Genomic DNA, 18,213 nt, shown 5'->3' on the forward strand with positions numbered 1-18,213 from the left:
GGTCAGAGCAGTTCGAGGATCTTGGCGGCGCCGGATTCATCGACGCCGGGCTTGGTCTCGACATTGAGGGCGGTGACCTTGCCGTCATCGACGATCATTGAAAACCGCTTCGACCGAAGACCCATGCCTCCGCCGGAGAAGTCGGCGTCGAGGCCGATCGCCTTGGCGAAGTCGCCATTGCCGTCGGCGAGGAACAGGATCTTGCCTTCACCGCCGGTGAAGCGTGCCCAGGCGCCCATGACATGGACGTCGTTGACCGAAACCACGGCGACCGTATCGACACCGCGCGCCAGGATGGCGTCGCGGTTCTCCAGGTAGCCCGGCAAATGATTGTTGCTGCAGGTCGGCGTGAAGGCGCCAGGCACAGCAAACAGCACGACCTTCTTTCCCGCAAAAATCTCGGCCGTCGTGATCGGCTTGGGACCGTCGGCAGTCATCGTCTTGAACGTCGTATCGGGCAGTCTGTCGCCAGCGGAAATGGTCATGAGTTCCTCGCTTGGGAGAATGGGGAAGGACGTAGCCTTGGGTAGCGAACTATGCGGTTTCCCGCAACCATCGCGGAGGGCTGGATCAAGGGAAAGGCAAGAGCCCTTCGACCGCGCCTGCCGAACTCGTCAGTGTATAGTGAAGTCCGCCATCCGTGGGGGTCGTCGATGGCCGGTCGAGGATCGGCACAGTGAAGACCAGCTTGCCGTTCTTCTGGCTGCGGGCCGGCGAACCGAACATGTAATCGCGGTCTCCTGCAACGAAGAAGTCAGCCGCTTCCGGATCGCCGGGAAAGCTCGCCTCCACAACCAGCGTTTCATGGTCGCCCGGCAGCACGTTGATGCCGAAGTCGGATCTTGCCGGCGCGGGCAAGGCGGCGAAGCTCGCCTTGACCAGCTCCGCGTCCTCGGCATTGTCCGGGTCGGAGCCGGGGTCGACGGTCAGCCGCGTCTGCACAGGGATGCATATCGTCTCGCAAATGCCGAGGAAAATGTCGGCGTCGATGACGGACGGATCCTTCGCGGCCGACAGCGTGAACGTCACCGGCAGCGAGACCGGATAGTCGTAGCCCGCCCATTTGCCGTAGCCGTCGTCATGACGCTTCGGCGCCGGGAAGGAAAGGCTGGCATCGGAAATGTTGGTGCTGGCCGAGATATCGAGTTGCGGCGGCACGCCCGCGTCGCCCGGGTCGCGCCAATAAGTCTTCCAGCCAGGCTTGAGCGCTATGTCGAGAACGCCTCGGATGCGGCCGGCATCGTCGGGCTTGCCGCTCGTCACCAGCCGTACCTTGCCGCCTTCGCTGTTGTACCAGGCGGACGAAGAGGCGGCGGCTGGGAGTGTGATTGCCGATCCGATAACGGCGCCGAGCAACAGGATTTTCAAGCTTTGCATGTGATGATTTGATCGTCCGTTCATGGCCGTGCAATGATTTCATGGGCTTGCCGGTATCATATTTGCGTGACCTTTGCCGCAGGTAATGATCGGCCTGCGGCACGGGCTTGGTCGAAAACCGGCGCGGTACATCTTTTCGGCGCCCGGGAAACGCGTTACCCTCTGATCATGGACTTGTTGCGCCACAAGAAGACAGCCGCCGGCAGCGGCTTTCTCGACGATCAGTTCCTCATTGCCATGCCCGGCATGAAGGACGACCGTTTCACGCGCTCGGTCATCTACATCTGCGCCCACAGCGATGAGGGCGCGATGGGCCTGATCATCAACCAGACGCAGCAGATGCTGTTTCCGGACCTTTTGGTGCAACTTGGCATCATGAACGAGCACGAGGCGATCCGGTTGCCCGCCCGTACCCGTGATTTCGTCGTTCGCAATGGTGGGCCCGTCGACCGCAGCCGCGGCTTCGTGCTGCATACGGGCGATTACCGGGTGGAGTCTTCGCTGACCGTTTCCGACGATGTCTGCCTGACCGCGACCGTCGACATATTGCGCGCCATATCGTCGGGCCGGGGACCCCGTCACGCGCTGATGGCGCTGGGCTATTCGGGTTGGGGCGCCGGCCAGTTGGAAACCGAGATAGCCGAAAACGGCTGGCTGACCTGTCCGGCCACTCCGGAGCTTCTGTTCGATACCGACATCGAGCGCAAATACGACCGGATTCTCGCCTCGATCGGCATCGACCTCGCGCATTTGAGTGTAGCGGCCGGCCACGCCTGAGCTCCAGCGGCGTGAAAGCCAACTACGCCTGCGTCAGCGGATACTGTTCCTTCAGCGTCTTCAGCACCTGATCCCCGGGCATCGGGGCGCCGAACATGAAGCTCTGCACATATTCGCAGCCCATCTGGCGCAGCTCCAGCGCGTCGCGCTCGTCCGAAATGCCTTCGGCGACCACCGACAGGCCGAGCTCATGCGCCATGCTGACCATGGATTTGAGCAGCACGGCGCGTTTGGGCGTGCTGTCGTCCACGAAACTCTTGTCGATCTTGATCGTGTCGAAGGGAAAGCGCGTCAGATAGGCGAGCGAAGAATAGCCGGTACCGAAATCGTCCAGCGACAGGCCGATGCCGAGCTGCTTCAGCTTGGTCAGCACATGGGCAGTCTGCTCGGGATTGTCCATAACCAGCGATTCCGTGAGCTCGAGCCGGAAGCAGCGCGGCTTCAGATTGGCCCGCGCAATCACGGAGCGGACGTCGCTGACCAGGTCGCGGCGGATGAGCTGGCGGCTGGAAAGGTTGACCGAAACCGACAGCGGCGCGTCGCCGATCTGCTTTTGCCATGCCGCCAGATCCTCGGCGGCCTGCTGCATGGCGAACAGCCCAAGCTGTACGATCAGCCCGCAGCTTTCGGCGACCGGAATGAAATCCGCCGGCGGGATCATGCCGCGGCGCGGATGGTCCCAGCGCAGCAATGCCTCGAAGCCGGCGACGCTGCCATCTTCCAGCCGAACGATCGGCTGGTAGGCAAGCGTGAATTCGCGCCGTTCGATGGCACGGCGCAGGTCGGATTCGAACTGCAGCCGATCGGTGCCGACGGTGCGGAAGGCCGGGCGGAACGGTTCGATCCTGTCGCCGCCGAAGCGCTTGGCCTGATGCATGGCAAGCTCGGCGTCCTTGACCATGTCCTCGGCCGAGGTCTGCGCCGAGGTCCAGGTGATCAGCCCGATCGAGGCGGTCAGCACGATCTCGCGCTTGGCAAAGGTGATCGGGGCGTTGATGGCATGCTTGATGGCGTCCGCCACCGCCGCGATGCGGGCCGGGTCCTGCTCGGAAAGCAGCATCAAGGCGAACTGGTCGCCGGCGAAGCGTGACAGCGAGTCCTTCGGCTTCAAGAGCCGGTGCAGGCGTCGCGCGATGGTGAGCAGGATGGTGTCGCCGGCCGAGATGCCGAGCCCGTCATTGACCTGCTTGAAGCGGTCGATGTCGATGACGAAGACGGTCGGGCGCACCTTCTCTTCGGTCCGTGCGATCGAGATGATCGCCTCGAGCCGGTTCATGAACAATTCGCGATTGGGCAGGCCGGTGAGGTTGTCGTGCACCGCGTCGTGCAGCAGCCTCTCCTCGGATTTTTTCTGCTCGGTGACGTCAACCATGGTGCCGACACAGCGGATGACCTCACCGTCCGATCCGATAACCGGGCGCGCGCGCAGCGCAAACCAGTGATAGTGGCCGTCGGCGCCGCGCAACCGGAAGTTCTGCGCCACCTTGCCGCGACGGTGCTCGAGCACCACGTCGAGCGTGGTGCGGAACGTGTCGCGGTCATCGACATGCAGCACCGGCAGCCAGTTGCGGGCTGCACCCCCCAGGCTGTTGGGGGCGAGGCCGAGCTGGATGCTGACGTCGGGCTTGGTGACGACGCGGTCGCGCAGCACGTCCCAGTCCCACACCGTGTCGCCCGAGCCGGCCACCGCCAGCGCCTGCCGCTCGAGGTCGGAGAACAGACCCTGGTGCAGCGCGCCGCCGGCAAAGGCATGCTGCATGACGGTGAAGCCGATCAGCAGGATGATGAGGATCAGACCGCCGCCAAGCGCCGGCTGGGCGATGTCGTTGTCGAGCATGCCGGTTATCGCCATCCACGATCCGCATAGCCACAACAGCACCATCACCCAACTGGGCACCAGCATGATGGCACGGTCATAGCCGCGTATGCCGAGGAAGATGATCAGGCCGAGCCCGGTCAGCGCGGTGGCGGCGAAGGACAGCCTGGCGATGCCCGCGGCGACCGCCGGGTCGACGATGGCGACGCCGGCGATCAAGAGCAGCCCGAGGATCCAGACCAGCGCCCCATAGCTGAAATGGCCGTGCCATCGGTTGAGGTTGAGATAGGCGAACAGGAACACCACGAAGGTCGCCGCCAGGGCCACCTCCGTTCCCGCCCGCCACATCTGCTCGTTGCCGGGCGATATCTCGATGATCTTGTTGAGGAAGCCGAAATCGACGCAGATATAGGCAAGCACGGCCCAGGCGAGTGCCGCGGTCGCGGGGAACATGGAGGTTCCCTTGACCACGAACAGGATGGTCAGGAACAGCGCGAGAAGCCCGGCGATGCCGATGACGATGCCGCGGAACAGCGTGTAGGAATTGACTGAGTCCTTGTAGGATTCCGGGTCCCAGAGATAGACCTGCGGCAGCTTGGGCGAGGCGAGTTCGGCGATGAAGGTGATCACCGTTCCCGGGTTCAGCGTCACCCGGAACACGTCGGCGTCCGGGCTGCTCTGGCGGTCGAGCGCAAAGCCTTCGCTGGGCGTGATCGCGGCGATACGGGTCGAGCCGAGATCCGGCCAGAAGATGCCGGAATTGACCAGTCGGAAATGCGGCGCCACGATCAGCCGGTCGAGCTGCTGGTCGGTGGTGTTGGCAAGCGCGAACACGGCCCAGTCGCCGGTGGAACGGGCGTCATTGGCCTCGACCTCGATGCGTCGCACGATGCCGTCGGGTCCGGGCGCGGTCGAAACCTGGAAGTTTTCGCCCTGGTTGCGGTAGATTTCCACGGCGCCGGACAGATCGAGCGCGACATCGTCGCGAGCGATCTTGATCGGTTCGACGGCAAAGGCCGAGGACGCCGCCCACAGCGTCAGGATCGTCGCGAGGACAAAGGCGAACAGCGGCCCGTTGCGCAGGAATTTCGTCAAAAATCAGTCCTTCGTTCCAGCGCCTGGCGGATCGTCCGCGATCCGGGCGTAGAGGTAGTGGTCCTGCCAGATGCCATTGATCCTGAGGTAGGATCGCAGAAGTCCTTCGCGCCGGAATCCGGCTTTTTCAAGCACACGGATCGACCTGATATTGTCGGGAATACAGGCCGCTTCGATCCGGTGCAACCTCAGCGTATCGAAGGCGAAGCGGGTCACGACCTTGACGGCGTCGGTCATCAGGCCACGACCGCCGAAGCGCTCGCCGATCCAGTAGCCGACATGCCCGCTCTGCGAGACCCCGTGGCGTATGTTGCCGAGCGTAATTCCGCCAGCCAACCTGCCGCTCGACTTCTCGAATATGAAGAAGGCGATCGCGGTTCCCTGCGCATAGTCCTCGCGGTAGCGGCTGATGCGCAGTCGCCATGCCGCCCGGTCAAGCTCGTCCGGCGCCCAGCGCGGCTCCCATGGTTCGAGGAATGCCCGGCTCTCGCCGCGCACAGTCGACCACTCCCGGTAGTCATTGGTGAACGGCACGCGCAGCGTCACGCGGTCGCCCTTCAGTGCCGGCAGGTCGCGGCGAAAGAAAGGGAGCGCGAACACGGCGCTTGTGCGGGCTTAGACGGCGAGCTTGCGGGCCGTGGTGGGCGTGCCCGGAAGCGAATCGAGGATCGCTTCGTATGGCGCCAGCGTACCCACGGGCCCTACAGCGGTAAGCGTCGGTTTGGTCGAGAACAGCCGTGACGACAGGTCGGTCAAACGATCGACCGTCAGCGCCGAGAGCCGCTCCATCAGTTCCTCCTTGGCGATCGGCCGGCCGAACAAGAGCAGCTGTCGCGCGATCTGCGAGGCGCGGCTGGCCGGACTTTCCGCCGACATGATCAGACCTGCGCGGTATTGTGCGCGCGCCCGGTCCAGCTCTTCCTGCAGGATGTTCTCGCCGGCCTTCTGCAATTCCTCGATGATGACGGGCACCAGTTCGGCGATGTCGCTCTGCCCGGTCGCGGCATGGACGCCGAATATGCCGGTATCGGAAAAGCCCCAGTGGAAGGCATAGACCGAATAGCACAGGCCACGCTTTTCGCGGACTTCCTGGAACAGCCTGGACGACATGCCGCCGCCGAGGATCATCGACAGCACCTGCGAGGCGTAGAAATCGCGCACATGGTAGGCGCGGCCTTCGAAGCCCAGCACGATCTGCGCGTCCATCAGGTCGCGGTCCTCGCGGAAATCGCCGCCAACATATTGCGCATATTGCGGGATGGTGTTGTCGGCCTTGGTGCGGAAGCCGCCGAGCTGCTTTTCCACTTCGCGCACGAAATTGTCGTGCTTGATGTCGCCGGCAGCCACGATCACCATGCGCTCGGCGCCGTATTGGCGCTCGATGAAATCGTGCAATTGCTTCGATGTAAAGGATTTGACGGTTTCCGGCGTGCCCAGAATCGAGCGGCCGATGGTCTGGTGGCGAAAGGCGGTCTCGGTGAACCGGTCGAACACGATGTCATCGGGCGTGTCGTGCGCGGCGCCGATTTCCTGCAGGATCACGTGCTGCTCGCGTTCGAGCTCCTGCGGATCGAATTCCGATTCCTGCAGGATGTCGGCAAGAATGTCGACGGCCAGCGGCACGTCGTCGGAGAGCACCCTGGCATAGTAGGATGTGGTCTCGACGCTGGTGGCGGCGTTGATCTCGCCGCCGACGTCCTCGATTTCCGAGGCGATCTCGAAGGCTGTTCGCCGCTTTGTGCCCTTGAACGCCATGTGCTCGAGCAGATGGGCCATGCCATGCTCTTCGTCACGTTCATTGCGGGCACCCGACTTGACCCAGGCACCCAGGGCAACCGATTCGATGCTTGGAAGGGTTTCGGTGGCGACTGTCAGGCCGTTCGACAGACGGCTTACCTCAACACCCATATGGTTCGTACTCCTTAACGCGCCGCTCGCGCACGGCGGCTGACGTAATCTTCCACCATTTTCAGGTCGGATGGAAGTACCGTGTATTTTTCCTCCGATGTCATCAACCCACCTAGCCATGCGGGCAGCGCGGGTAACACGCCGCTGGCGGCCCCGACGGCGGCCGGGAATTTTGCTGGGTGCGCGGTGCCCAGCACCACCATCGGCACGGCATTCGAAGCCTTGCCGGCCGCGACATGCACGGCTGCCGCGGTATGCGGATCAAGCAGGTAGTTGCTGGCCGCGAGCGTCGAGCGGATCGTCGCGGCGACCTCGTCCATATCTGCGCGGCCGGCATCGAATTCGGCTCGCATCCCCGCGATTTCCGTGGCTTCTATGGTGAAGGCGCCGGATTGTTTGAGCCCGGCCATGTAGCGCCGCACGGTCGCCGGGTCGCGGCCCGACGCCTCGAACAGCAGGCGCTCGAAATTCGACGACACCTGAATGTCCATGGAAGGCGAGGTGGTCGCGAACACGCCCTTGGTGCGGTATTCGCCGGTCGCGAAAGTGCGTGCCAGTATGTCGTTGTCGTTGGTGGCGATGACCAGCCGATCGATCGGCAGGCCCATTTTTTTGGCGGCGTAGCCGGCAAAGATATCGCCGAAATTCCCTGTGGGCGCGGTGAAGGAGACGGGGCGATCGGGCGCGCCGAGCGACAGGGCCGAGGAGAAATAATAGACGATCTGGGCCATGATGCGGGCCCAGTTGATTGAATTCACCCCCGACAGCGAGACACGGTCGCGAAAGCCGTGATCGTTGAACATGTCCTTGAGCATGCCCTGGCAATCGTCGAAATTGCCTTCGATCGCCAGGGCATGCACGTTCTCAGCCTTCGATGTCGTCATCTGCCGTTGCTGCACCGGCGACACGCGGCCATGCGGGAAGAGAATGAAGATGTCGGTGCGGCTGCGCCCGGCGAAGGCGTCTATCGCTGCTCCGCCGGTGTCGCCCGATGTGGCTCCGACGATGGTGGCATGCTGGTTGCGTTCGGCGAGCACATGGTCCATCAGCCGGGCGAGCAACTGCATCGCGACGTCCTTGAAGGCGAGCGTAGGTCCATGGAAGAGTTCGAGGATAAAAGCGTTGGGGCCGGTCTGGACCAGCGGGCAGACAGCCTCGTGGCGGAAGGTGGCATAGGCCTCCCGCACCAGACGCTCGAACACGGGAGCCGGGATTTCGTCGCCAAGGAACGGCGACAGCACCCGGATGGCCAGCTCGGGATAGGCCAGGCCGCGCATGGCGCGGATCTCGGCCATCGAGAATTGCGGCCACTGGCGCGGCACATAGAGCCCGCCGTCGCGTGCCAGGCCTGTCAGGACGGCATCGCAAAACCCAAGCGCGGGCGCCTCGCCGCGGGTACTCACATATTGCATCGTCACAATTCCGTTGCTGCTTGGCTTTTCGACCCACGCAAGGTGGTTAATTTCTACGCTGGCTCAGTCGCATTTTTGCCGCGCGGTTGATATACGTCACCAGCTTTGCGAGAGGGAAGTGCAGTTTCATGGCGTTTCATACATTCAGCGGTCGCTTTTTCGCGGGTCTTGCGCTCACCGGCTTTATGCTTGCCGCCGCCGGCTGCCAATCAGGCGACAACGGTATGCTGAACCTGGGTTTTGGCAAGAAGGACCCGACCGCGCCACCGCCGCCGCAGGACCCCAAGATTCTGGCCAGCCAGTTGAATGCCTATTGCCCGAGGGTGATGCTTCGCGACGGCACGGCATTCTTCAACACCTACGCCAACGAAGCCCGGAAGCCCAGGCCCAAGCTCAAGAAGACCGGCGACGCCGCGCAGGATGCCGCGGCCCAGGCTGCGGCCGATGCTGCCGCTGCTACTCCGCCGGACGATTCGGCGAGGGTCATTTATCAGGCCTCGATCAGCGACGTGACCCGCGATTGCAGCCGCGCCGACGGACAGCTGACGATGAAGATCGCCGTCGCCGGCAAGATCGTGCCAGGGCCGAAATTCACGCCCGGCACCATCACCATGCCGATCCGCACCGCGGTAATGCATGGCACCGAGGTGCTTTATTCGCAGATCCACCAATATCAAGTCCAGGTTACCGATCCCTCGGTCGCCACGCAGTTCGTCTTCACCGATTCCAACATCGTGGTGCCAGCGCCGACGGCGCAGGACTATCAGGCCTATGCCGGCTATGATGAAAATGCGCCGAAGGCCGCGACCGACAAATCGAAGAAAAACAGGAAGAAAGCCGCCGCGACCAACTAAATTCACGGCGGTGCTCTTGATGCGGACGCTCACGCGTCCGCCGACCATTCTGATAGGGCGGCCAGCGTGCCGCTCAGATCCGCCCAGCGGCGGATCACCGTCTCGGCGCCCGCCTCCGTCAGCGCATCGGCATGGCCGGGATAGCTATGGGCGGCGCCGGTGAACCCGATGACACGCAGTCCTGCCGACCTTGCGCCGGTGACGCCGTGCACGGAATCCTCGATGACGAAAGTGTTTGCCGGATGGGCGCCGAGCTTTTCGGCGGCGAACAGGAACACGTCCGGAGCCGGTTTGGTTTTTCCGGTCGGCGTCTCCATCGCGGAGAAGATGCGCCCGGCAAAGAATGGCAGCAGATGCACCTTCTCCAGCATGAATTCTATCCGCTCCGAGCGTGAGTTGGAGCAGATGCAACGTTGCGCCGTCACCGAGGCGACCGCTTCGCGCACGCCCTCGATGGCACGAACGTCGCTGCGCAGTTTCCGGTCGACCAGCTCTTCGGCGCGATCGATCAGCGAAACCTGGAACGGGATGTTGGACTTCTCCTCAACCCGCATCAGAATGTCCTTGAACGTCAGCCCCGCATAAGTCTCGGCAATCTCCTCGGCCGAGATTTCGTACCCGGACAAGGTCAGGAGCTCGGCCTCGACGCGCGCGGCGATGATTTCGGAATCGACGAGCACGCCGTCGCAATCGAAGATGACAAGGTCTGGCTGGGGCATGGTGATCCGGGCAATGAGAACGGGCAGGCTTCAGGCGGCGCGGCATACACCAACGGGCACGTCGGCGCAAACCGGCGGCGTCCGATCGCTGCCCTTCACCGAATATTTACGCTGATCGGTAACCATAACCGGGAGTAAACAGTAACGCGTGCCTTGGGTGTAAAAATGTCAGCCGTGCGTCTTGTCGACGAGCTTTCCCATGCTCCCCAGCAATCCGAATGGCTGGACACGATCCTGAAGGGCGACTGCGTCGCGGCGCTCGACCGGCTGCCCGAAAAATGCATCGACGTCATCTTCGCCGATCCGCCCTACAATCTGCAGCTCGACGGCGACCTGCACCGGCCCGACCAATCCAAGGTCGACGCGGTCGACGACGACTGGGATCGGTTCGAGAGCTTCGAGGCCTACGATGCCTTCACGCGCGCCTGGCTGCTGGCCGCGCGCCGGGTGCTGAAGCCCAACGGCACCATCTGGGTCATCGGCTCCTATCACAACATCTTCCGGGTCGGGGCCAAGATGCAGGACCTCGGCTTCTGGATCCTCAACGACGTCGTATGGCGCAAGACCAACCCGATGCCGAATTTTCGCGGCCGCCGCTTCCAGAACGCGCATGAGACGATGATCTGGGCCTCCCGCGACCAGAAGGGCAAGGGCTATACCTTCAACTACGAAGCGTTGAAGGCGTCGAACGACGACATACAGATGCGTTCCGACTGGCTGTTCCCGATCTGCACCGGTGGCGAGCGGCTGAAGAACGACAATGGCGATAAACTGCACCCGACGCAGAAGCCGGAGGCGCTGCTCGCCCGCGTCATGATGGCCTCGACCAAGCCCGGCGACGTCGTGCTCGATCCCTTCTTCGGCTCCGGCACGACAGGCGCGGTGGCCAAGCGCCTTGGCAGGCATTTTGTCGGCATAGAGCGCGAGCAGGCCTATATCGACGCCGCCAATGAACGCATCGACGCGGTGCGGCCGCTCGACGGCGCGGACCTGACCCTGCTCACTGGCAAGCGCGCCGAGCCTCGCGTCGCCTTCGTCAGCCTGATCGACACCGGGCTGGTGACGCCCGGTGCTACGCTCTACGACGCCAAGAAGCGCTGGGCGGCCAAGGTTCGCGCCGATGGCACGGTGGCGATCGGCGACAGTGCCGGATCGATCCACAAGATCGGCGCCGAAGTTCAGGGCCTGGATGCCTGCAACGGCTGGACCTTCTGGCACTATGAGCGCAGCGGCGGCCTGACCCCGATCGACGAACTGCGTCGCATCGCGCGTCTCGGCATGGAAAGGGCAGGGGGCTGACCCTGCCGATTGCCGCGGCCTTGGCGTTGGTTCAAAGTCTCAACGAAGTACTGGAAGCGATTCAAATCACGCCTTGATTCCGAGCCGCTCAAGGTCTGCTTGAAGTGTCTTGGCATCGGTGAACAGCACTGCCTGCCAGCCGGCCGCTTTGGCGCCGTCGACATTCTTCTGGCTGTCGTCGATGAACAGCGTCGCGGACGGTTCGAGCTCGAACGCGGCGACGTGATGGTCGTAGATGTCGCGATCCGGCTTGATCTTGCCGATCTCACCCGAAATGGTGACACCGCGCGGACGATTGAGAAAATCGAAGCGTTTGCGCGCTTCGGCCAGCGTATCGGCGGCGAAGTTGGTCAGCATGGTGACATCGTGGCCGCTGTCGATCAGGCCGACCATGATGGCGACGCTGTCGTCATAGGCATGCGGCACCATGTCGTGCCAGTGGCGGCGAAAATTGCGGATGTTTTCCGCGTGATCCGGGTGGTCCGCGATCAGCAGCGTTTCCGCCTCTTCCCATGTCCGGCCGCGGTCCTGCTCGATGTTCCAGTCATGCGTGCAGACATTGTCGAAGAACCACTTTCTCTCCTCGGCATCGGGAATAAGCCGGCTGAACGGGATATTGGGATCGTAGTGGATCAGCACTTTGCCGATGTCGAACACGATGTGGCGGATTTCAGTCATGGGACCTCTTTGCACTGTTCGGTGACGGCTTTTTCGTCGCGCCGGGTATCGCAGCCTCGATTGCCTTTTTCATGACAGTGGGCAGCGCTTCACCCGAAATGTCCGATGGCAGCGACCAGAAATGCCCGGCGGGCGTCTCGCCGGTGCTTCGGGCGAGGAAGATTTCGAGCTCGAGCGCAAAATGGGTGAAGACATGCGCGATCCGGCCGGCTTGTCGCCAGTCGCCGGGAAAGGGTGCGGCCGCCGCTGTGGTCGCGCCGTCCAGCCGCGCCGTCCAGCCGGTCGTCGGCACCTCTGTCATGCCGCCGAGCAGCCCTTTGTCGGCGCGTTTGCGCAGAAGAATGGCACCGTCGCTTCGCACGGCGACGAAGGCTGCGCCGCGCCGCAGCGGTTTGTCGGCCTTGGGCAGGCGCACGGGATATTGTTCAGGATCGCCTGAAACGACCGCGCTGCAGCCCTCGCGCAGCGGGCAAAGCATGCAGCGCGGTCGGCGCGGGGTACAGATCGTGGCGCCGAGGTCCATCATCGCCTGGGCGAAATCGCCGGGCCTCGTCGTGGGAACCATGCGCTCGACACGGGCGCGAATGTCGGCCTTGGCTTCGCTGAGCGGCGTGGCAATGGAGAACAGGCGGGTCACGACACGTTCGACATTGCCATCGACGACGGCAGCCGGCCGGTCGAAAGCGATCGCCGCGATCGCCGCCGAAGTATAGGCGCCGATGCCCGGCAATTCCTTCAAGCCGGCTTCCGTATCCGGAAACCGGCCGTCGCGCCCGGCCACCAGATCGGCGCAGGCCTTGAGATTGCGGGCACGGGAATAGTAGCCGAGCCCTGCCCAGGCTTTCATCACGTCCTCGACGGGCGCCGCCGCCAGCGCCGCGACATCAGGCCATTTCTCGACAAAGGCGCGAAAATAGGCCTTCACGGCTTCAACCGTGGTCTGCTGCAGCATGACCTCCGACAGCCAGATCCGGTAAGGATCGGGCCGCACGCCACGGGCATTGTCGCGCGGGGTCACGCGCCACGGCAACTCGCGATGATGCACGTCGTACCATGCGAGCAGGCGGGATGCGGTATCGCCAGCTTTGCTGCTGTCCCCGGACGCAGCTCTGCTGCTGTCCCCGGACGCAGCTTTGCTGCTGTCACTAGACGCAGCTTTGCTGCTGTCACTAGACGCAGCTTTGCTGCTGTCACTAGACGCAGCTTTGCTGCTGCTGTCCTCTGATATGGCCTTGCGGGTCTGCTCGTGCGGTGCCATTGATCTCGTATCGGCCTCGGCCGGGAAGAGTGGAGGTGGTGGCTGGAGAACGCACATGGCAGGGAAAAGGCCCTTCGGCAATCCCGTTCCGGTGAGCGATCTCGCCACCGCGATCCTCGACCCGGTGCTGCGCAAGCGGGCGGGCATTTCGGTCAGCCTGGTCCAGTCGTGGGAAGAGATTGCCGGTTCGCGCCTGGCCGGCCATTCGCGCCCTGAAAAGATCCAGTGGCCTCGGCGGCTGCACGAAGACGACCCGTTCGAGCCGGCCGTGCTGGTGATCGCCTGCGAGGGCATGGCGGCGCTCCATCTGCAGCATGAGGCCGGCGAGATCATCAATCGCGTCAATGCATTTCTCGGCTTCACGGCCATCGGCCGCATCAGGATAGTGCAGAAGCCGGTTCTAAGTGAAAAGGCGCGGCCGAAACCACCCGTCAGGCCTCTCAATGAGGCGGAAAAATCAAGACTGTCGCACATCGTCGGCAAGATAGAAGACGATGGCCTGCGTGCCTCTCTGGAGCGGCTCGGCGCCACTATTCTGGGACAAAGAAAGTCATAGCACCGTCGCCAATCTCGCGATTTCGTGATTATAAGCTTCAAGTTTCACGATTGGATTGGGGACGGCGATGCCTTAATTCGCGCCAACTCTCGCCTTTTCGTGCCTTTGCGTTGCAAAATCCAACCCCTGTCAGGTGATTCGTATGAACCGTCCTCCGTTCGGCAAAAGCTTGTCCCGCAGAAACCTGCTGTCTTCGCTGGCCGCCATTCCGGTGGTGGCCGTGCTTGCGGCATGCAGCGACTCTGGTGAGGAAGCCAAGGCGGCCGATGTGAAGCCTGCCGCTCCCGCCGCACCCGCGACATCGGCCACGCCGGCCGCCGTCAAGGCGCCGGAGGCTCAAGGCACCGTCGACATGGCCGAACTGCTTAAGCCCGGCGCATTGCCCGACAAGCAACTCGGCAAGGACGACGCCAAGGTCACGATCGTCGAATACGCCTCGATGACCTGCCCGCATTGCGCGCATTTTGCCGAAACCACCTTTCCGGAATTGAAGAAGAAATACATCGATACCGGCAAGGCGCGCTATATTCTGCGCGAATTCCCGTTCGATCCGAGCGCCGAGGCCGGTTTCATGCTGGCGCGCTGCGCCAAGGACAACTACTTCCCGATGGTGGATGTCCTGTTCAAGCAGCAGGCGAACTGGGTGGGCGTGTCCAACACCAAGGATGCGCTGCTGCAAATCTCCAAGCTCGCCGGTTTTACACAGGAGTCCTTCGAAGCCTGCTTGACGGACCAGAAACTTCTGGACGATGTGAGGGCGGTCCAGAAACGCGGCGCCGACGAATTCAAGGTCGACTCGACGCCGACCTTCTTCATCAACGGAAAGACCTACAAAGGGGCGATGTCGATTGAGGAAATGTCGGCCATCATCGACCCTCAGCTCTGACGTCTTGGCGATGCCGAAGCGGCAGCGCTTCGGCATGCGTGGCCTTTGGCCGTGCTGCGCGCCGCCGCAAACCCGCGGCGCGTTTTCGCAAAAGTCGCTTTCAGGGCGGCGTGAATGAAGTTTTCGCGCCTTCGCCTCCTCGGTTTCAAATCCTTCGTCGAACCAGGCGAGTTCGTGATCGAACGCGGCCTGACGGGCATTGTCGGGCCGAACGGCTGCGGCAAGTCTAACCTTGTCGAGGCGCTGCGCTGGGTGATGGGCGAAAGCTCCTACAAGAACATGCGCGCGTCCGGCATGGACGACGTGATCTTTTCCGGCTCGGGCACGCGCCCGGCACGCAATACCGCCGAGGTCACGTTGTTCCTCGACAACAGCGATCGCTCGGCGCCGGCAGCCTTCAACGACGCCGACGAATTGCAGGTCTCGCGCCGCATCGAGCGTGAGGCGGGCTCGCTCTACCGTATCAACGGCAAGGAAGCGCGCGCCAAGGACGTGCAGCTTCTGTTCGCCGACCAGTCGACCGGCGCGCGTTCGCCCTCGATGGTTGGCCAGGGTCGCATCGGCGAGCTGATCCAGGCCAAGCCCCAGGCGCGCCGCGCCCTGCTGGAAGAAGCGGCCGGCATTTCCGGCCTGCATACGCGCCGCCACGAGGCCGAACTCAGGCTCAAGGCCGCCGAGCAGAACCTCGAGCGCCTGGATGACGTCGTTGGCGAGCTGGAAAGCCAGATCGAAAGCCTGAAGCGCCAGGCACGCCAGGCCTCCCGCTTCAAGAACCTGTCGGCCGACATCCGCAAGGCCGAGGCGACGCTGCTCCATCTGCGCTGGACGCTGGCCAAGGCCCAGGAAGGCGAGGCACGTTCGGCGCTGGCCGTCGCCACCGCCCTGGTTGGCGACCGCGCCGCCGCCCAGATGGCGGCCGCCAGGGAGCAAGGTATCGGCGCGCATCGGCTGCCCGATTTGCGTGACGCCGAAGCTGCGGCGGCCGCGGCCTTCCAGCGCCTGTCGATCGCCAGATCGCAGATCGAGGAAGAAGCCGGCCGCATCCGCGCCCGTCAGGCGGAACTCGAGCGCCGGCTCCAGCAGCTCGACGGTGACATCGCCCGCGAGGAGCGCATGGTGCGCGACAATGCGGATATCCTGGAACGCCTGCGCGCCGAGGAAGCAGCGCTCAACTCCGAAAATGGCGGCGCGGCCGAGCGTGAAGCAACCACCCGCGCCGCCTTCCAACAGGCAGCCGCGACGCTCTCGCAGAGCGAAGCCAGGCTTGCAGCACTTACCGCCGAGCGGGCCGAGGCCGCCGCTTCGCGCAATCAGGTCGAGCGGACGCTGCGCGAGACCGCCGAGCGTCGGGACCGTTTCGCCCGCCAACTCGCCGATGTCGACCGCGAATTGTCGGAAATCCTCGCCAAGGTCGCGGGCCTACCCGACCCGGCCGAGAAGCAACTTCTGGTCGAAGACGCGCTGGCGCGGCTGGAAGAGAGCGAAGCCGGCGCGATTGCCGCCGAACAGGCGGTCGCCGAGGCGCGCGCCGCCGAAAATGCCGCCCGCCCGCCATTGCAGGACGCCAGGGCCGAACTGGCGCGCATCGAGACCGAAGCCCGCACGCTGGCCAAGATCCTGAACGCCGCCAGCGGCGATCTTTTCCCGTCCGTGCTGGAACAGATCAGCGTGGAGCGCGGCTATGAGACCGCCTTGGGCGCCGCCCTCGGCGAGGACCTTGACGTACCGCTCGACCGCAGCGCCCCGGTGCATTGGGGCGAGAGCGCGATCCAGACCGGTGACGCCGCGCTTCCCGAAGGCATCAAGAGCCTGGCCAGCGTGGTGCGTGCCCCGGCGCAGCTTGCCCGCCGGCTGGCGCAGATCGGCATTGTCGAAGCCGCCGACGGCCGCCGCCTGCAAGGGCTGCTCGCGCCCGGCCAGAGGCTGGTCAGCCCTGAGGGCGCGCTGTGGCGGTGGGACGGGCTGACCGCCAGCGCCGACGCGCCGACCGCGGCCGCGCAACGCCTGGCGCAAAAGAACCGGCTGGCCGAGCTCGATGCCGAAGCGGTGCAGGCGACGCTTGTGCTGCGCGAGGCCGAGGCGGTGCTCGCACAGGCCGAACAGTCGCTTCGCGAGGCCAGCGAGGCCGAGCGCGCCGCGCGTCAGGCCGGACGCGACGCCCAGCACGGGCTGGACGCCGCCCGCAACGCGCTGGCCGAAGCCGAAAAGGCCGGCGGCGAGTTGGCGAGCCGGCGCGCCGCCCTGGACGAGGCCCGCGCCCGTATTGTCGACAGTCATGAAGAAACTTCGGCCGCCTTTGCCGAGGCGGAAATGCTGCTGCAGGACGCGCCCGATCTCGGCGACCTGCAGATACAGCTCGAGCAATCCTCGGCCAATGTCGCCCGCGACCGCGCCACGCTCGCCGATGCGCGTGCCGTCCATGAAGGGTTGCGGCGGGAGGCCGAGGCGCGTTCGCGCCGGCTCGATGCGATCGGCGCCGAGCGCAGCAACTGGCTGGAGCGCGCCGAGAACGCTTCGACGCAGATCGCCTCGCTGGGCGAACGCAAGTCAGAGGCCGAGGCCGAACGCGAGAGATTGGCCGACGCACCCGACGAGATCGATGCCAAGCGGCGCGCCTTGCTGTCACAGCTCACCGAAGCCGAGACCTTGCGCAAGGCGGCAGCCGACCGTCTGCAGGAAGCGGAGAACAGGCAGGCCGAACTGGACAAGGCGGCCACCGGCGCCATCCAGTCGCTGGCCGAGGCGCGCGAGACTCGTGTCCGCGCCGAGGAGCGCTTGACCGCAGCCGACGAGCGCCGGCTGGAGGTCGAGGCGCGCATCCAGGAGACGCTGAACACGCCGCCACATCTGGTCATCCGCCATACCGGGCTGGAAGCGGACGATCCGATGCCCGAAATGGCCGAGATCGAGCGCCAGCTCGACAGGCTGAAGATCGAGCGCGAGCGGCTCGGCGCCGTTAACCTGCGCGCCGAGGAAGAGCAGAAGGAGCTTTCGGACCGGCTGGAGACCATCGTCTCGGAGCGCGAGGACATTATCGAGGCGATCCGCAAGCTCCGGCAAGCGATCCAGAGCCTCAACCGCGAGGGCCGCGAGCGGCTTCTCGCGGCCTTCGACGTGGTCAACGGCCATTTCCAGCGGCTGTTTTCGCATCTCTTCGGCGGCGGCACGGCGGAATTGCAGCTGATCGAATCCGAGGATCCGCTTGAGGCGGGGCTTGAAATCCTTGCCCGTCCGCCCGGCAAGAAGCCGCAGACCATGACGCTGCTGTCCGGCGGCGAACAGGCGCTTACGGCGATGTCGCTGATCTTCGCCGTGTTCCTCACCAACCCGGCGCCGATCTGCGTGCTCGACGAGGTCGATGCGCCGCTCGACGACCACAATGTCGAACGCTTCTGCAATCTGATGGACGAGATGGCCAAGACCACCGAGACGCGCTTCGTCATCATCACCCACAATCCGATCACCATGGCGCGCATGGACCGGCTGTTCGGGGTGACCATGGCCGAGCAGGGCGTCAGCCAGCTCGTTTCGGTCGATCTGCAGGCAGCCGAAGCCATGCGCGAGGCAAGCTGACTTCA

The 18,213-nt window shown here is 64.1% G+C and carries 15 protein-coding genes; 6 read left to right on the plus strand and 9 right to left on the minus strand.

Features of this window, described 5'->3' with window-relative positions; translation table 11 throughout:
* Positions 1-2 precede the first annotated feature (2 nt).
* Both LB545_RS11160 and LB545_RS11165 read right to left on the minus strand, forming a co-directional pair.
* Positions 3-485, minus strand: a complete 483-nt coding sequence (locus LB545_RS11160) for a peroxiredoxin (RefSeq protein WP_140514835.1) — start codon at positions 483-485, stop codon at positions 3-5.
* Positions 486-570: 85 nt separating this feature from the next.
* A complete protein-coding gene (locus LB545_RS11165) occupies positions 571-1,377 on the minus strand; it encodes a protein-disulfide reductase DsbD domain-containing protein (protein ID WP_140559385.1) in 807 nt (268 codons plus the stop codon).
* Positions 1,378-1,545: 168 nt separating this feature from the next.
* Between LB545_RS11165 and LB545_RS11170 the strand changes: the two genes are divergently transcribed.
* Positions 1,546-2,154 (plus strand): YqgE/AlgH family protein, encoded by a 609-nt coding sequence (locus tag LB545_RS11170; RefSeq protein WP_140494949.1) that lies wholly within the window; start codon positions 1,546-1,548, stop codon positions 2,152-2,154.
* 22 nt (positions 2,155-2,176) lie between these two features.
* Here LB545_RS11170 and LB545_RS11175 read toward each other — a convergent pair whose 3' ends face one another.
* From LB545_RS11175 to thrC, 4 genes are read right to left on the minus strand one after another with little or no spacing between them, the layout of a single operon-like run.
* Positions 2,177-5,065 carry an EAL domain-containing protein gene (locus LB545_RS11175; protein ID WP_140564257.1) on the minus strand — a complete coding sequence of 963 codons (2,889 nt, stop codon included), beginning with the start codon at positions 5,063-5,065 and terminating at the stop codon, positions 2,177-2,179.
* A gap of 3 nt (positions 5,066-5,068) precedes the next feature.
* Entirely contained in the window at positions 5,069-5,665 is a 597-nt protein-coding gene (locus LB545_RS11180) for a GNAT family N-acetyltransferase (RefSeq protein ID WP_140494945.1), read from the minus strand.
* A 15-nt stretch (positions 5,666-5,680) separates the two neighbouring features.
* Positions 5,681-6,973, minus strand: a complete 1,293-nt coding sequence (locus LB545_RS11185; protein WP_140494943.1) for a M16 family metallopeptidase — start codon at positions 6,971-6,973, stop codon at positions 5,681-5,683.
* Between the two features lie 14 nt (positions 6,974-6,987).
* A complete protein-coding gene (thrC, locus tag LB545_RS11190) occupies positions 6,988-8,385 on the minus strand; it encodes a threonine synthase (protein ID WP_140762695.1) in 1,398 nt (465 codons plus the stop codon).
* A gap of 128 nt (positions 8,386-8,513) precedes the next feature.
* Here thrC and LB545_RS11195 point away from each other — a divergent pair, with 128 nt between their 5' ends.
* The gene (locus LB545_RS11195) at positions 8,514-9,239 is read left to right on the plus strand and encodes a hypothetical protein (protein ID WP_140494939.1); all 726 of its coding nucleotides are present in this window, start codon (positions 8,514-8,516) and stop codon (positions 9,237-9,239) included.
* Between the two features lie 29 nt (positions 9,240-9,268).
* Here LB545_RS11195 and LB545_RS11200 read toward each other — a convergent pair whose 3' ends face one another.
* Positions 9,269-9,958 carry an HAD family hydrolase gene (locus LB545_RS11200; protein WP_224705025.1) on the minus strand — a complete coding sequence of 230 codons (690 nt, stop codon included), beginning with the start codon at positions 9,956-9,958 and terminating at the stop codon, positions 9,269-9,271.
* 165 nt (positions 9,959-10,123) lie between these two features.
* Here LB545_RS11200 and LB545_RS11205 point away from each other — a divergent pair, with 165 nt between their 5' ends.
* Complete coding sequence (locus LB545_RS11205) at positions 10,124-11,257, plus strand: site-specific DNA-methyltransferase (protein ID WP_140494936.1); 1,134 nt, start codon at positions 10,124-10,126, stop codon at positions 11,255-11,257.
* A gap of 66 nt (positions 11,258-11,323) precedes the next feature.
* Here the strand turns inward: LB545_RS11205 and LB545_RS11210 are convergent, their stop codons facing one another.
* Together LB545_RS11210 and mutY are read right to left on the minus strand one after the other, a co-directional pair.
* Entirely contained in the window at positions 11,324-11,935 is a 612-nt protein-coding gene (locus tag LB545_RS11210; protein ID WP_140494934.1) for an HAD family hydrolase, read from the minus strand.
* Entirely contained in the window at positions 11,928-12,998 is a 1,071-nt protein-coding gene (gene mutY, locus LB545_RS11215; RefSeq protein WP_411971080.1) for an A/G-specific adenine glycosylase, read from the minus strand. The genes LB545_RS11210 and mutY overlap by 8 nt, the downstream gene beginning before the upstream one ends.
* A 250-nt stretch (positions 12,999-13,248) precedes the next feature.
* Between mutY and LB545_RS11220 the strand changes: the two genes are divergently transcribed.
* From LB545_RS11220 to smc, 3 genes are all read left to right on the plus strand, one after another.
* Positions 13,249-13,749 (plus strand): DUF721 domain-containing protein, encoded by a 501-nt coding sequence (locus LB545_RS11220; protein WP_140555929.1) that lies wholly within the window; start codon positions 13,249-13,251, stop codon positions 13,747-13,749.
* Positions 13,750-13,891: 142 nt separating this feature from the next.
* Positions 13,892-14,635: a DsbA family protein gene (locus LB545_RS11225; RefSeq protein WP_140494928.1), complete on the plus strand. Its 744-nt coding sequence runs from the start codon at positions 13,892-13,894 to the stop codon at positions 14,633-14,635.
* Positions 14,636-14,749: 114 nt separating this feature from the next.
* Positions 14,750-18,208 (plus strand): chromosome segregation protein SMC, encoded by a 3,459-nt coding sequence (gene smc, locus LB545_RS11230; RefSeq protein WP_224705027.1) that lies wholly within the window; start codon positions 14,750-14,752, stop codon positions 18,206-18,208.
* The last annotated feature ends 5 nt before the right edge of the window (positions 18,209-18,213 follow it).

Origin of the sequence: Mesorhizobium sp. BR1-1-6 (genome assembly GCF_020165355.1) — a bacterium.
Lineage (GTDB): Bacteria > Pseudomonadota > Alphaproteobacteria > Rhizobiales > Rhizobiaceae > Mesorhizobium.

Coding starts and splice junctions, on each gene's coding strand:
- LB545_RS11205 (WP_140494936.1), top strand. CDS start 10,124: ATGTCAGCCGTGCGTCTTGTCGACGAGCTTTCCCATGCTCCCCAGCAA.
- LB545_RS11170 (WP_140494949.1), top strand. CDS start 1,546: ATGGACTTGTTGCGCCACAAGAAGACAGCCGCCGGCAGCGGCTTTCTC.
- LB545_RS11220 (WP_140555929.1), top strand. CDS start 13,249: ATGGCAGGGAAAAGGCCCTTCGGCAATCCCGTTCCGGTGAGCGATCTC.
- LB545_RS11165 (WP_140559385.1), bottom strand. CDS start 1,377: ATGCAAAGCTTGAAAATCCTGTTGCTCGGCGCCGTTATCGGATCGGCA.
- LB545_RS11160 (WP_140514835.1), bottom strand. CDS start 485: ATGACCATTTCCGCTGGCGACAGACTGCCCGATACGACGTTCAAGACG.
- LB545_RS11200 (WP_224705025.1), bottom strand. CDS start 9,958: ATGCCCCAGCCAGACCTTGTCATCTTCGATTGCGACGGCGTGCTCGTC.
- smc (WP_224705027.1), top strand. CDS start 14,750: ATGAAGTTTTCGCGCCTTCGCCTCCTCGGTTTCAAATCCTTCGTCGAA.
- thrC (WP_140762695.1), bottom strand. CDS start 8,385: ATGCAATATGTGAGTACCCGCGGCGAGGCGCCCGCGCTTGGGTTTTGC.
- LB545_RS11195 (WP_140494939.1), top strand. CDS start 8,514: ATGGCGTTTCATACATTCAGCGGTCGCTTTTTCGCGGGTCTTGCGCTC.
- LB545_RS11210 (WP_140494934.1), bottom strand. CDS start 11,935: ATGACTGAAATCCGCCACATCGTGTTCGACATCGGCAAAGTGCTGATC.
- LB545_RS11185 (WP_140494943.1), bottom strand. CDS start 6,973: ATGGGTGTTGAGGTAAGCCGTCTGTCGAACGGCCTGACAGTCGCCACC.
- LB545_RS11225 (WP_140494928.1), top strand. CDS start 13,892: ATGAACCGTCCTCCGTTCGGCAAAAGCTTGTCCCGCAGAAACCTGCTG.